Annotated in this window: 17 protein-coding genes; 12 read left to right on the forward strand and 5 right to left on the reverse strand. The window is 35.3% G+C overall.

What is annotated here, in order from left to right; translation table 11 throughout:
* Positions 1 to 97 precede the first annotated feature (97 nt).
* Genes ribD through ribH form a run of 4 tightly spaced genes read left to right on the forward strand, consistent with a single transcriptional unit; the run spans position 98 to position 3,402 of the window.
* Positions 98 to 1,147: a bifunctional diaminohydroxyphosphoribosylaminopyrimidine deaminase/5-amino-6-(5-phosphoribosylamino)uracil reductase RibD gene (ribD, locus tag JJJ02_RS00740; protein WP_170122527.1), complete on the forward strand. Its 1,050-nt coding sequence runs from the start codon at positions 98 to 100 to the stop codon at positions 1,145 to 1,147.
* Positions 1,128 to 1,751 (forward strand): riboflavin synthase, encoded by a 624-nt coding sequence (locus tag JJJ02_RS00745; protein WP_111716494.1) that lies wholly within the window; start codon positions 1,128 to 1,130, stop codon positions 1,749 to 1,751. The genes ribD and JJJ02_RS00745 overlap by 20 nt, the downstream gene beginning before the upstream one ends.
* On the forward strand, positions 1,751 to 2,941 hold the full coding sequence (gene ribB / locus JJJ02_RS00750) for a 3,4-dihydroxy-2-butanone-4-phosphate synthase (RefSeq protein WP_240836821.1): 1,191 nt from the start codon (positions 1,751 to 1,753) through the stop codon (positions 2,939 to 2,941). Before JJJ02_RS00745 ends, ribB begins: the two co-directional genes overlap by 1 nt.
* Complete coding sequence (ribH, locus tag JJJ02_RS00755) at positions 2,938 to 3,402, forward strand: 6,7-dimethyl-8-ribityllumazine synthase (RefSeq protein WP_240836823.1); 465 nt, start codon at positions 2,938 to 2,940, stop codon at positions 3,400 to 3,402. Before ribB ends, ribH begins: the two co-directional genes overlap by 4 nt.
* A 164-nt stretch (positions 3,403 to 3,566) precedes the next feature.
* Here the strand turns inward: ribH and JJJ02_RS00760 are convergent, their stop codons facing one another.
* Both JJJ02_RS00760 and JJJ02_RS13275 read right to left on the reverse strand, forming a co-directional pair.
* A complete protein-coding gene (locus JJJ02_RS00760; protein WP_240836825.1) occupies positions 3,567 to 4,556 on the reverse strand; it encodes a proline dehydrogenase family protein in 990 nt (329 codons plus the stop codon).
* A gap of 169 nt (positions 4,557 to 4,725) precedes the next feature.
* On the reverse strand, positions 4,726 to 4,857 hold the full coding sequence (locus tag JJJ02_RS13275; RefSeq protein ID WP_255724750.1) for a hypothetical protein: 132 nt from the start codon (positions 4,855 to 4,857) through the stop codon (positions 4,726 to 4,728).
* Positions 4,858 to 5,018: 161 nt separating this feature from the next.
* Between JJJ02_RS13275 and JJJ02_RS00765 the strand changes: the two genes are divergently transcribed.
* The 5 genes from JJJ02_RS00765 to JJJ02_RS00785 all read left to right on the forward strand — a co-directional run bounded on the left by JJJ02_RS00765 (position 5,019) and on the right by JJJ02_RS00785 (position 8,508).
* Positions 5,019 to 6,113, forward strand: coding sequence for an AAA family ATPase (locus JJJ02_RS00765; protein WP_240836827.1), 1,095 nt, complete (start codon positions 5,019 to 5,021; stop codon positions 6,111 to 6,113).
* Positions 6,114 to 6,124: 11 nt separating this feature from the next.
* Complete coding sequence (gene pnuC, locus JJJ02_RS00770) at positions 6,125 to 6,850, forward strand: nicotinamide riboside transporter PnuC (RefSeq protein ID WP_111716502.1); 726 nt, start codon at positions 6,125 to 6,127, stop codon at positions 6,848 to 6,850.
* Positions 6,851 to 6,926: 76 nt separating this feature from the next.
* Positions 6,927 to 7,301 carry a VOC family protein gene (locus JJJ02_RS00775; protein WP_239242566.1) on the forward strand — a complete coding sequence of 125 codons (375 nt, stop codon included), beginning with the start codon at positions 6,927 to 6,929 and terminating at the stop codon, positions 7,299 to 7,301.
* Between the two features lie 75 nt (positions 7,302 to 7,376).
* Positions 7,377 to 8,039, forward strand: a complete 663-nt coding sequence (locus JJJ02_RS00780; protein ID WP_240836829.1) for an NAD(P)H-dependent oxidoreductase — start codon at positions 7,377 to 7,379, stop codon at positions 8,037 to 8,039.
* A 136-nt stretch (positions 8,040 to 8,175) separates the two neighbouring features.
* Positions 8,176 to 8,508, forward strand: coding sequence for a hypothetical protein (locus JJJ02_RS00785; RefSeq protein WP_111716508.1), 333 nt, complete (start codon positions 8,176 to 8,178; stop codon positions 8,506 to 8,508).
* A gap of 41 nt (positions 8,509 to 8,549) precedes the next feature.
* Here the strand turns inward: JJJ02_RS00785 and JJJ02_RS00790 are convergent, their stop codons facing one another.
* Positions 8,550 to 9,071 (reverse strand): gamma carbonic anhydrase, encoded by a 522-nt coding sequence (locus JJJ02_RS00790; protein ID WP_240836830.1) that lies wholly within the window; start codon positions 9,069 to 9,071, stop codon positions 8,550 to 8,552.
* An 83-nt stretch (positions 9,072 to 9,154) separates the two neighbouring features.
* Here JJJ02_RS00790 and JJJ02_RS00795 point away from each other — a divergent pair, with 83 nt between their 5' ends.
* Together JJJ02_RS00795 and JJJ02_RS00800 are read left to right on the forward strand one after the other, a co-directional pair.
* Positions 9,155 to 9,976: an alpha/beta fold hydrolase gene (locus tag JJJ02_RS00795; RefSeq protein WP_111716511.1), complete on the forward strand. Its 822-nt coding sequence runs from the start codon at positions 9,155 to 9,157 to the stop codon at positions 9,974 to 9,976.
* A gap of 29 nt (positions 9,977 to 10,005) precedes the next feature.
* On the forward strand, positions 10,006 to 10,413 hold the full coding sequence (locus tag JJJ02_RS00800) for a transcriptional regulator, SarA/Rot family (RefSeq protein WP_099579783.1): 408 nt from the start codon (positions 10,006 to 10,008) through the stop codon (positions 10,411 to 10,413).
* A 40-nt stretch (positions 10,414 to 10,453) separates the two neighbouring features.
* Here the strand turns inward: JJJ02_RS00800 and mnmM are convergent, their stop codons facing one another.
* Positions 10,454 to 11,005, reverse strand: coding sequence for a tRNA 5-(aminomethyl)-2-thiouridylate-methyltransferase MnmM (mnmM, locus tag JJJ02_RS00805; protein WP_111716512.1), 552 nt, complete (start codon positions 11,003 to 11,005; stop codon positions 10,454 to 10,456).
* On the reverse strand, positions 11,006 to 11,953 hold the full coding sequence (mnmL, locus tag JJJ02_RS00810; protein WP_111716514.1) for a tRNA modification radical SAM protein MnmL/YtqA: 948 nt from the start codon (positions 11,951 to 11,953) through the stop codon (positions 11,006 to 11,008). It abuts the gene before it with no gap.
* Positions 11,954 to 12,041: 88 nt separating this feature from the next.
* Here mnmL and JJJ02_RS00815 point away from each other — a divergent pair, with 88 nt between their 5' ends.
* Complete coding sequence (locus tag JJJ02_RS00815; RefSeq protein WP_111716516.1) at positions 12,042 to 13,211, forward strand: MDR family MFS transporter; 1,170 nt, start codon at positions 12,042 to 12,044, stop codon at positions 13,209 to 13,211.
* Positions 13,212 to 13,241 lie beyond the last annotated feature (30 nt).

Here is a 13,241-nt window from a genome sequence, read left to right on the forward strand (position 1 = left end):
TGCAAAAACTATTATCATGGTCTTATTTATTGAACCTAAAATACAAATGCCCAAATCTTATGATTTGGGCATTTTTTTATAGGAGATGAATAATAACTTGTATTTAGATAAAGCATTTGAACTTGTTCAATGGACGGATGGTCAAACAGGCAGTAATCCAGCTGTAGGTTGTATTGTAGTAAAAGATAACAGAATAGTAGGTATTGGTGCACATCTTACGGAAGGTGAAGCACACGCTGAAGTGAATGCACTGGATATGGCTGGTGCGCATGCAGACGGTGCTACGCTTTACTGTACGCTCGAACCGTGTAGTCATTTTGGTAAGACACCGCCATGCACACAAAAAATTATTGATAGTGGTATTAAACATGTTGTGTTTGCAGTACGTGATGAATCACTAAACTCTGGTATCGATGATATGAAAGCACACGGGATACAAGTAGAACAAGAGTATATAAGTGAAATTTACGACTATTATCAGCCATTTTTTAAAGCGAAGCTGCACAAATTACCATATACGATATTAAAGATGGGTGTAACGCTTGATGGAAAGACAGCAGATGATAGTGACGTTAGTAAGTGGATTACTAATGACGCATCAAGAAATCATGCACACCGTGTCCGTTATGCCAGCGATGCCATACTAGTAGGCTACAATACATATAAACATGACCAGCCAACTCTTGATAGTAGAAACTATAAAGATAAATGGATCAGGAAAGTTGTTATTTCTAATGGATTGTTCGAAATTAATGACAAAGATAATAATGATTATGATAAATCACGATTAATCGTTGTGACGACAACTAAACAGTCGATTGATGGTGTTACGGTAATTGTACTCACTGATCTACATCCTGAAACCATTTTAGAAGCTTTATATTTACATAAAATTAACCGCATAATTATAGAAGGCGGTATGCAGACGATGCGTTCGTTTGTATCTGCCAGAACTTTTGATGAAATACACCAGTATATTGCCCCGAAAATTTTAGGTGGATCCTCAAAGCATCAGTTTTTAACAACTGATCAACCTTCACAAATGTCAGAAATTACTGACCTTTCTCTTGTCTCTGTTAAGACTTTCGACCAGGATGTATTACTGATTTACAGAAAGGATGATGTTGATGTTTACAGGCATCATTGAAGAAGTTGGTGTCATAGCACAACTAAATAAACAGGGTGATACTACCTTTATGACGATTGAGTGTAATCGTATTATAGAAGACATGCACATTGGTGATTCTATCAGTGTAAACGGCGTATGTCTTACAGTCACAGCCTTTAATCATTCGAGCTTCAATGTTGATATATTAGAAGATACGCGTGCTATAACGTTGTTTCGAAATATGAAGCAAGGAACTAAGGTAAATTTAGAACGTGCATTATTACCGACAACAAGGCTTGGTGGTCACTTTGTAAGCGGGCATGTCGATACGAGTCTCGTTGTAGAAAGCGTAAAACACATGGAAAAGACAATGCAGTTAAAGCTCAGACTTCCAGATGAATTTCGTAAATTTGTTATACCGAAAGGCTCGATCGCAGTTAATGGTATATCTTTAACGATATTTAAATTAGATCATGCAATTGAGCTGAATATTATACCTGAAACGGTAAGAAGTACGATGCTGTCAGAACTTAAATCAGGTGATAAAGTACATATTGAATTCGATATGTTAGGAAAGTATATATTGAACAGTAAACAAGAAGAAAGTGGTCTTTCTTTATCTAAATTGGAGATGATGATGTAATGTTTGATGCTATTGAAAGTGCATTAGAAGACTTAAAGGCAGGTAAGCCAATTATCGTGGTTGACAATGAAGATCGTGAAAATGAAGGTGATCTTGTAGCGATAACAGATTTTATGACTGAAGATACGATAAATTTTATGATTACACATGCTCGAGGATTGGTGTGTGCACCAATATCTGCAGCGTTAAATGAGCGCTTGAATTTACAGCCGATGACATATAATAATCAGGATCCAAATAAAACTGCATTTACCATTAGTATCGACCATGTTTCAACAACTACAGGAATCAGTGCATTTGAAAGGTATTGTACGGTGAAAGCGTTGACGGACCCAAATGTTACATTAATTGACTTCAATCAACCGGGACATGTATTCCCGTTAATTGCTAAACCGAACGGTGTCCTTGAACGTGTCGGACACACAGAAGCATGCGTAGATTTAGCAAAACTTTGTGGTGCAACCGAGACAGGTGTAATCTGTGAAATTATTAAAGATGACGGAACGATGGCAAGAAGAGATGATCTTGCAATATATAAAGAAGAACATCGATTAAAGATGATAACTATTGCCGATTTAGTTGAGTATATAAAACGTGAAAAGCCACTCGTAACACGCGAAGCTAAAGTAAATATGCCAACTGAATTTGGTGAATTTACGATGTATGGGTTTAGTGAGATTTATAGTGATAAAGAACACGTTGCATATGTTAAGGACTATAGTGGTGTTCCGGATATTCGAATACATTCTGAATGTTTGACAGGAGATGTGTTCCATAGTAAACGATGTGATTGCGGGATACAACTAGAAAAAGGCATGCAGCATATTGAAGAGAATGGCGGTATTTTAATCTATTTACGACAAGAAGGCCGTGGCATCGGACTGATCAATAAACTAAAAGCATATGAAAAGATTGAACAAGGACTTGATACAGTTGAAGCCAACCATGCATTAGGATTTGACAGTGATATGCGTGATTATGCTGTTGCTGCTTCAATATTAAAGGATTTAGGAATAGGTAAAGTGAATCTCATGTCAAATAATCCTAGAAAGATTAACGGATTAAAGCAATATGGCATAGAAGTTGAAACGAGAATTCCACATCAATTTCAAAGCAATGCAATAAATAAACATTACCTAGAAACGAAAAAAGAAAAATTAGGACATTTACTGGAGGAGAAATTAATATGAACTATAGTGCACAATTAACAGGACAAGGCTTAAAGATTGCAGTTGTTACATCAAGATTTAATCATTTTATAACAGACCGTTTAACAGAAGGTGCGGTTGATACGTTAGAAAGACATGGCGTAGAAAGTGAGAACATTGATACTTTCTTAGTACCTGGCGCGTTTGAATTACCATTTATCGCAATTAAACTCGCTCAAAAGAAAAAGTATGATGCAATCATTACTTTAGGATGTGTGATACGCGGTGCGACAACACACTATGATTACGTATGTAATGAAGCAGCAAAAGGGATTGCTAAAGCTGGAGAATATGGAACACCAGTAATATTTGGTGTAGTTACAACTGAAACAATCGAACAGGCGATTGAAAGAGCAGGTACGAAAGCAGGAAATAAAGGTGGAGAAGCGGCAATCGGAGCTATCGAGATGGCAAATCTTAATAAGATGGTTGAATCTATCTAGTGCGAAATTGGTAATCCCCCAATTTGGAGTGCGAAATCTGTTGCGAAATTGGTAATCCCCCAATTTGGAGTGCGAAATCTGTTGCGAAATTGGTGAAACCCCAATTTCAAAACCTCAAAAACAAAAAAGACCGTGAACACAATTTGTTCACGGTCTTCAAACGATTATTTCTTAAATAATTTTCTTAAAACTACAAGTCCAGCTAAAGCTGATCCAGCAACAATTGCACCACGCTCTACTTCAGGTGTAACGATTGATTTATAAACTAATTGTAAGTTTTGTGGACGTTCTGCTAAACGTCTCATAAAATAACCATACCAGTCTTCACCGTAAGGTACATACGTACAGAAGTTGTAACCAGAGTTTGCGATTTCAACTTGTAACTCAGAACGGAATCCATATAACATCTGGAATTCGATTAAATCTTTATTTAAGTTATGTTGCGCGATAAACTTCTTCACGTGATCGATAATATTATGATCATGTGTTGCAATTGAAGTCATTGCTTTAGCGTTTAATAAACGTTGTTCGATAATTTTGATATAGTTTGCATCGATATCTTCTTTAGATTGGTAAGCAACAGATGCATCTTCTTTATAAGCACCTTTAACTAAACGTAAACGTACATCTTTATATTTCTCGATTTCTTCAGTTGCACGGAATAAGTAAGCTTGAATTACTGTACCAACATTCTTAAATTCACCTTTTAAACGATCTAACATTTCAAAAGTTTGAACTGTATGATTGTAGTCTTCAGTATCCATGTTGATGTGCATGTTACCACACTCATGTGCTTTTAAAAGAATTTCACGTACATTTTCGTAACAGAATTCCGGATCTACATCTAAACCGATTTGTGTTAACTTGATAGACATATGTGCATCTACATCAGCATCATATAATGCCTGGATCATCGTTAATATATTGTTCTTTGCTGCTGTTGCTTCTTCTTTAGAGAAAACAAATTCACCTAAATTATCAACAGTTGCAGAAATGTTTTGTGCATTTAATGCACGAATTGATTCGATTGTTGTTTTAACATCAGTTCCAGCAACAACTTTGTTAGCACCTAATGCTAAACCATACTTTTTTGCAGCTTCATTTAAAGTTGCGTTCTCACTTAAAGCAATAAAAAAATCTCTTGATAATCCCATCTATTGTTCCTCCTTAATTATAGTAATCATCTGATTACACTCCCCTAATAGGATAATCATAATGAAAACGCTTTTAAAGGTCAAAGGAAAATTTAAATAATCATAAAAAATTAAGTATCATTTAACACAAAATTCACAAAAATTTCACTTTTTAATCAAAGAAAAAAGCTTAGTCATTTGACTGAGCTTTTTTCATATCTGCGACGAATGTTTTTTCGATAGGTTCGTTACTAATTTCTATAAAATGGGGTAAAGCTAAAAAGATAGATAATACGATGATTAATTTTTTTATAAATTTCATAACGCGCCTCCTTCATATTTAAATTCAGTTTATACTTTGAATATGAAGAAGCAATGAATTATATGTAAAGTGTTTATATAGAAATTGTAAATAATAATAAGATAGATAATTATCGTATAATTGCTATAATGATATTAATTTACATAAAAGGGGTAAGACAGATGAGAGATTTAGGAATTTATTTTGGTACGTTCGCACCGTGTCATGTTGGACATCTGGAACAGATTATTAGAGCGAAACGTGAAAATGCGCATGCGTTAGTAATTGTTTCTGGATATGATGGCGATCGTGGTGATTTAGCAGGTATGAGTTTAACAAACCGTGTGAAAGCAATGCGTGAATTATTAAAGGATGACACGAATGTTACTGTTTTAACATTGGATGAAACGAATATTCCACGTTATCCTGACGGTTGGGGTCCATGGCTTGCTTTACTTCAGGAAAAGATTGAAACAGCAGTAAAAGAAAATGACTATACGATGGAATCTGTAACATTTTATGTTGGTGAAGAAGAATATATTCAGCCGCTTGATGAGTATTTTAAAGGTGTATTCAAATCAAGCGACGTTCAGATTACGAAAGTGGATCGTCGTATCACTGGTATAAGCGGAACTTCTATTCGTGAGAATCCAATATTAAACTGGGATTTTGTAACGCGACCATTCAGACGTTTCTTTGTACAGAATATATTGATTATCGGAACGGCAAGCACGGGTAAAACAACACTCGTACGAGATTTAGCACGCCGTTATTCTACTTCGTATTCATTAGAATATTCAAGAGAATACCAGACGACACGTCAGGTGCGTGATGATGAACTTGATATTAAAGACTTACATGCAATCGGAATTGGTCAGTTTGAACTAAATCGTAAGCATATTCATTCGCCAGGTACACGTAAAGTATTCTTTGCAGATACAGACGTGATGACAACAAAACTTTATACGAAATTATATGCACTACCAGAAGATTACGAAAAAATTGCACCGGTCTTTGATTATTATATTTCTTTACAGACGTGGGCATTGATCATCGTATTACCTCCTACGACGCAGTATGTCGATGATGGTTTCCGTGATATGAGTATGGCGGATCAGAAAGCACGTCTTGATATGCATCAAATGTTCTTAGATGAAATAAAATATCAAGGACTGGAAGATAAGATGGTTGTGCTAAAAGGGGACAGCTTCCAGGAAAAATATGAAGAAGCACATCGTCTTGTAGATGAAATTTTAGCAGATGGAAAAGATAACTAAGGAGATGGGATATGTTTTTAATTAAAGATTTTAGAGGATTTACGAAATATGAAAAAATATTTTTTGGGTTATTTTTATTAGCGCAAGTAGCTATTCTTGTGTATTTCTTTATAAAAACGAAGGATATTGACTGGATTAACGTCATAGCAAGTATTTCTGGTATCCTATGTGTGATCATGAGTGCGAAAGGTCGTTTAAGTACGTTCCTATACGGTTTAATTCAGGTCATCACATATGGCTGGATCAGTTACCAGGCAAATTTAATGGGTGAAGTTTACTTACAGGTTGTATTTGGTGTATTCCAATTTATCGGTTTATATGCATGGATTCGTAATATGCATACGTTAAGCACACCTAAAGTTGAAGTTCAGGAAGTTGATACGAAAGGTTTAACAGCGATACAATGGTTAATCACTTTATTACTTGGCGGAGCTTTTTACTTCGCATTTGCTAAATATCTTGAAAGTATAAAGTCTGGTCAACCATTTCTTGATGCCTTAAATGTCAGTTTAAATTTAACTGGTCAAGTATTGATGTCACTTCGATTTAAAGAACAATGGTTCTTCTGGATTGTTGTTAATATCGTATCTATTACACTTTGGGTGAGAAAAATGATGCATACTGGTGCAATCGATGCGACAGGTGTTACAATGGTTGTGATGTGGATTGGATTCCTGATTAATAGTGTATACGGATACTACTACTGGAAGAAACTTCAGATTGAAACACAACAATAATTTTTTATTCTCTCTTATATATAAGGGAGAATTTTTTATATTTCATATATAATGGATAAAAAAGGGGGAGATATAGATGAAATTACAAAGTGTGATGCTTTATGTTAAAGATCAGGCGCAGGCGGTTAAGTTCTGGACTGAGGTTATGCAGTTTGAAATCATTAATGAGTCGGTGCTAATAGAAGAATATAAATCTTATGAAATTGGTGCGACGAAAGAAAGTGAAACGACGATTGTGTTATTCGATAGAGCATTTATCGAAAAATATAGTCCTGGAGTAACACTTGATCCACCATCATTAATGTTTGAAGTAGATGATTTAGAAGCATTATATAATCGAATGAAGTCAATGGATGTAACAGTAGGTGAGCTTGTTGAGATGCCGACAGGTAAAGTATTCAACTTCTCAGATTTTGAAGGTAACTACTTTGCAGTAACACAAAAGCATTAATTTAAGACTCAGTTGAGTCTTTTTATTTTGATTTTAAACATAGGCGTTGTATATATAATGTAAGAGGTGACAATAATGGATAAATCAATAATCAAGGAAGAAATATTAAAAGCACATCATTTTAGACATGCTGCAAGACAATATAATGAAGTGAAAATTCCTAAAGAGGATATGGATTTTATTCTGGAAGTGGCAAGACTTAGTCCATCTTCAGTGGGTTTAGAGCCGTGGCGATTTATTGTATTGGAGAATGAAGAAATAAAGAATAGCATTAGCGATGTAGCCTGGGGTGCAAAGAAACAACTGGCGACTTCAAGTCATTTCGTATTGATTTTAGCGCGAAAGGATGTACGTTATGATTCGGAATATTTTATTGAGCATTTTAAACAACGTCAACCGGATGAAGATAAATTAAAGCGTATGCTATCGATCTATGAAGAATTTCAGATGGAACATATTGAAGTGGTAGATTCAGAGCGTGCTCTATTTGACTGGTCAAGTAAACAGACATATATTGCGCTTGGGAATATGATGACTGCTGCTGCACAAATCGGTATTGATTCTTGTCCGATAGAAGGGTTCGATTATCGTAAGGTAAATGCTATTTTAGAAGAAGCGGGTATCATCGATCGTCAGAAAGAAGGAATTTCCGTAATGGTTTCGTTTGGTTATCGAAAGTTTGACCCCCGACAGGAAAAATCTAGAAAGTCTGTTGACGAAGTGATTCAATGGTTCTAAATCAACATAACCAGTCATTTGTAAATTCTTTGTAAATGTAACTGAGTAATCTTTAAATAATCTTAATATTGATTATTCCTTTTCAATGATAGAATAAAAAGTGAATTATAAAGAATATCAATGAAGAGGTGTCTACATGTTTAAAGATATGGCATATTATATTTTCGGTGGGTTAGATCCATTTTTCCAATTATTCGTATTTGAACCGATTGTTATTACAATTATCGCGTTGATTGTTGCAATGGTAACAAAAAAAGCGTGGTTAATGGGAATTGTAATTATTTTATTAAACTTAGTCGATAGTGCAATTGATGCAAACTTTGCTTTTGCTGCTGAAGGTATGGGTGCAGTGATTAGTCATACATTCACATATTTCTTTGCTAATTTCTTCTCAATGTTCTATGAGTTCGTATTCAGCTATATTATCGCTGGATTACCATTCATGCATAAGAAATTTGGAATTGCATAATTATTTTAAAAAAAGGTGAAGCCGATTCGGCTTCACCTTTTTTATGCTTTATTTTCGTGCATCGCCTTATAAACTTTCGCTTTATCAGCATACTCCTGCTGGATGCGTGCCATATCTTGTTTATCTTCTTCTGTTAAAGCTCTTACTACTTTGGCTGGTCTGCCCATCGCGAGCATACCTGGTGGAATCTTTTTACCTTGTGTAAGCAAAGATCCTGCTCCTAAAAATGCACCCTCACCAATTTCTGCTCCATCGAGAACTGTAGAATCCATTCCTACGAGTGCGCCTTTACGAATCATACTTGAATGAAGTGTGACGCGATGTCCGACCGTTACATTATCTTCAATGATAAGCGGTGCATCCGGTGATTGATGGAGGCAGCATAGATCCTGAACATTTGAATGTTCTCCGATAATAACTGGACTGACATCTCCTCGGATTACTGTACCGTACCAGATTGAAGCATCTTTTGCGATTTTTACATCGCCAGTTATCACTGCATTCGGTGCGATAAACGCACTATCATCAATTTCAGGATACTTACCATCATATTCATATAACATATTGTAACCACCTTTCATAAGTTTTGATATAATAATAATATCATTAAAAAGACGGATAAAGAAATTATTAAAGGAGTATCATTATGTGGAAATGGGAAACTGAAAAGGCACCGAAAGGGATAGTTGTAATTGTACATAATATATTAGAGCATCATGGAAGATATGCATGGTTTATCACACATTTAAGACGAGATGGCTATCATGTAATTATGGGAGATTTACCGGGACAAGGACAAACTTCCCGTGTAAATAGAGGACATATCGAAAATTTCGATGAATATCGAGAGAAAGTATTGGAATGGATTGAAGTTGCTGAAGAATATCATCTTCCGGTATTTTTACTAGGTGTTGGATTAGGAGGCTTAATTGCTGTCAATTTACTTGAAAAGGTCAATATAAAACTAGAAGGTGTGATGTTGATTTCACCTTTATTTGGATTTCAGAATACAGTTACTACACGTAAAAATTTCCTCGCATCAAGTTTAAGTTCTATATCAAAGGATGCGAAGTTTGATATGAATATTCCTTTAGAAGATTTCTCGCGTGATAAAGAAATTATTGCTGAAATGAAAAGTGATCCTTTGATGCTCCAAAAAGTTAGTTTTAATTGGTACAAGTCAATTATTGAAATCATGAAGGAAACGATGGAGAATATTCACAAAATCAATGATATCCCGGTACTAATAATGTATTCAGAACAAGACCGTATTGCAGATATCGATCAGATTAAATTATTTTCACAGGAAATTAAGTCTTCTGAAATATACATTAAAAACTGGCGTACGCTATTTCATGAACTTCACAATGAGCCTGAAAAAGACAATGTTTTATACTATATCGAATCATTTATGAACAATAGAATGAATTATATTGGATTGATTACAGAGGAAGTGGGTATAGAATAAGATATTGCAAATTTAGAGGGTGAAAATGAATGTCAAAAGATAAACATGAAGTAAGTGATATGGTTCTGTTAAATGACTTACAGAAAGAAATAGATGAAATTTTCGAAATGATATCTTCAGAATTTAACTTAACGAAAGAAGAATATATCGTAATGGTGGCACTTTGGGACAAGGGACCGATGCCGATGAAAGAATTAGACAAATATTTGGATATTAAGCCATATAAAAGAACGCGTTTCTACAATAATCTAGTAGCGAATGGCTGGATTAAGAAAGTTCGTCCGGCAGATGATGAGCGTACTGTTATGATATATTACAATGAGGATCGTCTACCTGAAAAAGAAAAGATAGTAGACGCAGCTTGTTCTAACCTGAAAGGTAAGAAAGAAAAGTTAAAGCAACAATTTGATTCGATATTAGAGATTTGTGGATTATAGAAAAAGCAAGTGGATGTCTAATGACAAACACTTGCTTTTTTTATCTTTTTTCAATCCCTACGACAAATGGTGGATTATTCTTCTGGTTAATAAATTCATATTTAAAGATATGTGCCTTGTTCTGATCTATTTGTTTAAGATAGTCTAATACTGCATCTTTTTCAACCTTTCCTTCAGGATGTCCAGGATAGATGACGAGTATGATGATGCCTCCAACTTCAAGTATTGAAAATATATTGTCGATAGCCTGAATAGTTGTCTCTGGTACCGTTACAATGCTCTTATCACCCTTCGGTAAATAACCAAGATTAAAAATAGCAAGTTTTACAGTTTGGTTTAACACATCCAGCACATTTTCATGACCTGTCTGATGAAAGCTAATATTATTAAAATCTTTCGTTTTTTCTTTAGCATTGTTAATTGCCTGCGCCTGAATATCGAATGCGTGTATATGACCTGTATTATTCAAAAGTTGTGCTAAATATAAAGTATCATTGCCATTACCGCACGTTGCATCGATAACGATATCGTCCGGTTCAATATAATTTGTTAAAAGTGCACGTGCATAAGGGAGTATACCTAAGGCTTTCATTTATACTGTTTCCTTCTTATAAAATTTTCCTTGATAACTATTTCGATTTTTGAGTTCTGCATCAATCCCGTTTAATACTTCCCATTTATTGACACTCCACATCGGTCCAATCATTAAGTCAATAGGTCCGTCACCAGTGATACGATGTATGATCATCTCTTCCGGTAAAACTTCTAACTGATCGGCAACAAGTTTCACATAATCTTCCTGACTCATAAATTCGACCATGCCTTTTTCGTATTGTTTTACCATTGGTGTACCTTTTAATAGATGAAGTAAATGAATCTTAATGCCTTGTACATCCATTTGTGCAACAGTACGTGCAGTTTCCATCATCATGTCGTAATCTTCTAACGGTAATCCGTTAATAATATGCGTACAAATATTGATATTGTGTTTACGCAGTTTCGCAACACCGTCATAATAGCACTGCATATCATGTGCACGATTGATGATGTTAGAAGTTTTTTCGTGAACGGTTTGAAGACCAAGTTCAACCCAGAGGTATGTTCTTTCATTTAATTCTGCTAAATATTCAACGACGTCATCCGGCAGACAGTCAGGACGTGTTGCAATAGATAATCCGACAACGCCGGGTTGCGCTAATGCGGCTTCATATTTTTCTTTTAATACGTCGAGTGGAGCATGTGTATTCGTATAAGCTTGAAAGTAGGCGATATATTTACCATCATGCCATTTTTCGTGCATTTTATTTTTTATTTTTTCGAATTGGACGGGGATAGGGTCTACACGATCACCTGCAAAGTCACCACTTCCCGCAGCAGAACAGAACGTACAACCGCCAAACGCTACAGTGCCGTCACGGTTGGGGCAATCGAATCCACCTTCTAAAGCAACTTTGAATATCTTTGTACCGAATTTTTGTCTTAAATGATAGTTCCATGTATGATAAAGTTTTGAATCTAGTGCATATTTAAATTGTGTCATTATGTCTCCCTCTTTCTTAACATATGGATTTTAACATATAATAGAGGAAATCGGAAAAAATAAATTTTAAGAAAGTGAGGTAAATGCAATGAAAATGCCAAAACTCGTTTGGCTTCTTGTCATCGGAATGGCAGTAAACGTTACAGGTGCAAGTTTAGTATGGCCGCTTAATACCATCTATTTACATAATGAACTAGGGAAAAGTTTAAGTCTAGCAGGATTAGTATTAATGCTTAATTCTGGTGCTTCTGTGCTTGGCAACTTGTTAGGTGGGACGATGTTCGATAAATACGGTGGCTACCGTTCGATACTGATTGGTATCGTTATTTCAATGCTTAGTTTAATCGGTATTTTATTCTTACATGGATGGCCATGGTATGCTGTGTGGCTCATCATTTTAGGTTTTGGATCAGGTATCGTATTTCCTTCTATCTATGCAATGGCAGGTACAGCATGGCCACAAGGGGGACGTAAAACATTTAATGCCATCTATTTATCTCAAAATATAGGTGTGGCATTAGGGGCAGCACTTGGTGGTTTTATCGCTGAACTGAGTTTCGATTATATATTCATGTTAAATCTATTGCTGTATGTCGTATTTTTCTTTATCGCATTCTTTGGCTACCGAACAGCTGGTGTAGTCCATAGTGGTGGGAATGTAATGAAAGATGTCGGCAATATTAAAGATAAGGATCGCTTTACAGCACTCATACTCATTTGTGTTACCTATTGTGTATGCTGGATTGGTTATGTACAGTGGCAGTCAACGATTTCAAGTTATACGCAAGACCTCGGCATATCGCTTAAACAGTACAGTTTATTATGGGCCATTAATGGCGTATTAATCATTGTTGGACAACCACTGATTAAACCGGTGATTAATTTTATGAGTGAAAAGATAAAGATGCAGATAGCAACAGGTTTGATTATATTTATTATTTCATATATCGTAACGAGTTTTGCACAGGATTTTTCAATGTTTATTGTTGGGATGGTTATATTGACGATCGGTGAAATGTTTGTCTGGCCAGCAGTTCCGACCATTGCCAATGAACTGGCACCTCAAGGGAGAATTGGTGTCTATCAGGGTATTGTTAATTCAACCGCAACATTAGGTAGAGCGATAGGACCAGTTTTAGGTGGCGTTATCGTTGACCTATACAATATGCATGCAATGTTCTATACGATGATTGGATTTGTCTTAATCGGATTTATATTTTTGTCAATATTTGATAAAAATATAAAACAGACGACATAATCGATAAGGTTTTAATTTTACACTAAAAAT

Origin of the sequence: Macrococcus sp. PK (genome assembly GCF_022501545.1) — a bacterium.
GTDB lineage: Bacteria > Bacillota > Bacilli > Staphylococcales > Staphylococcaceae > Macrococcoides > Macrococcoides epidermidis.

What these genes read in the sequence shown, in the direction of transcription:
- JJJ02_RS00745 (WP_111716494.1), top strand. Translation starts at nt 1,128, where the DNA reads ATGTTTACAGGCATCATTGAAGAAGTTGGTGTCATAGCACAACTAAAT.
- ribB (WP_240836821.1), top strand. Translation starts at nt 1,751, where the DNA reads ATGTTTGATGCTATTGAAAGTGCATTAGAAGACTTAAAGGCAGGTAAG.
- ribH (WP_240836823.1), top strand. Translation starts at nt 2,938, where the DNA reads ATGAACTATAGTGCACAATTAACAGGACAAGGCTTAAAGATTGCAGTT.
- JJJ02_RS00760 (WP_240836825.1), bottom strand. Translation starts at nt 4,556, where the DNA reads ATGGGATTATCAAGAGATTTTTTTATTGCTTTAAGTGAGAACGCAACT.
- JJJ02_RS13275 (WP_255724750.1), bottom strand. Translation starts at nt 4,857, where the DNA reads ATGAAATTTATAAAAAAATTAATCATCGTATTATCTATCTTTTTAGCT.
- JJJ02_RS00765 (WP_240836827.1), top strand. Translation starts at nt 5,019, where the DNA reads ATGAGAGATTTAGGAATTTATTTTGGTACGTTCGCACCGTGTCATGTT.
- pnuC (WP_111716502.1), top strand. Translation starts at nt 6,125, where the DNA reads ATGTTTTTAATTAAAGATTTTAGAGGATTTACGAAATATGAAAAAATA.
- JJJ02_RS00775 (WP_239242566.1), top strand. Translation starts at nt 6,927, where the DNA reads ATGAAATTACAAAGTGTGATGCTTTATGTTAAAGATCAGGCGCAGGCG.
- JJJ02_RS00780 (WP_240836829.1), top strand. Translation starts at nt 7,377, where the DNA reads ATGGATAAATCAATAATCAAGGAAGAAATATTAAAAGCACATCATTTT.
- JJJ02_RS00785 (WP_111716508.1), top strand. Translation starts at nt 8,176, where the DNA reads ATGTTTAAAGATATGGCATATTATATTTTCGGTGGGTTAGATCCATTT.
- JJJ02_RS00790 (WP_240836830.1), bottom strand. Translation starts at nt 9,071, where the DNA reads ATGTTATATGAATATGATGGTAAGTATCCTGAAATTGATGATAGTGCG.
- JJJ02_RS00795 (WP_111716511.1), top strand. Translation starts at nt 9,155, where the DNA reads ATGTGGAAATGGGAAACTGAAAAGGCACCGAAAGGGATAGTTGTAATT.
- JJJ02_RS00800 (WP_099579783.1), top strand. Translation starts at nt 10,006, where the DNA reads ATGTCAAAAGATAAACATGAAGTAAGTGATATGGTTCTGTTAAATGAC.
- mnmM (WP_111716512.1), bottom strand. Translation starts at nt 11,005, where the DNA reads ATGAAAGCCTTAGGTATACTCCCTTATGCACGTGCACTTTTAACAAAT.
- mnmL (WP_111716514.1), bottom strand. Translation starts at nt 11,953, where the DNA reads ATGACACAATTTAAATATGCACTAGATTCAAAACTTTATCATACATGG.
- JJJ02_RS00815 (WP_111716516.1), top strand. Translation starts at nt 12,042, where the DNA reads ATGAAAATGCCAAAACTCGTTTGGCTTCTTGTCATCGGAATGGCAGTA.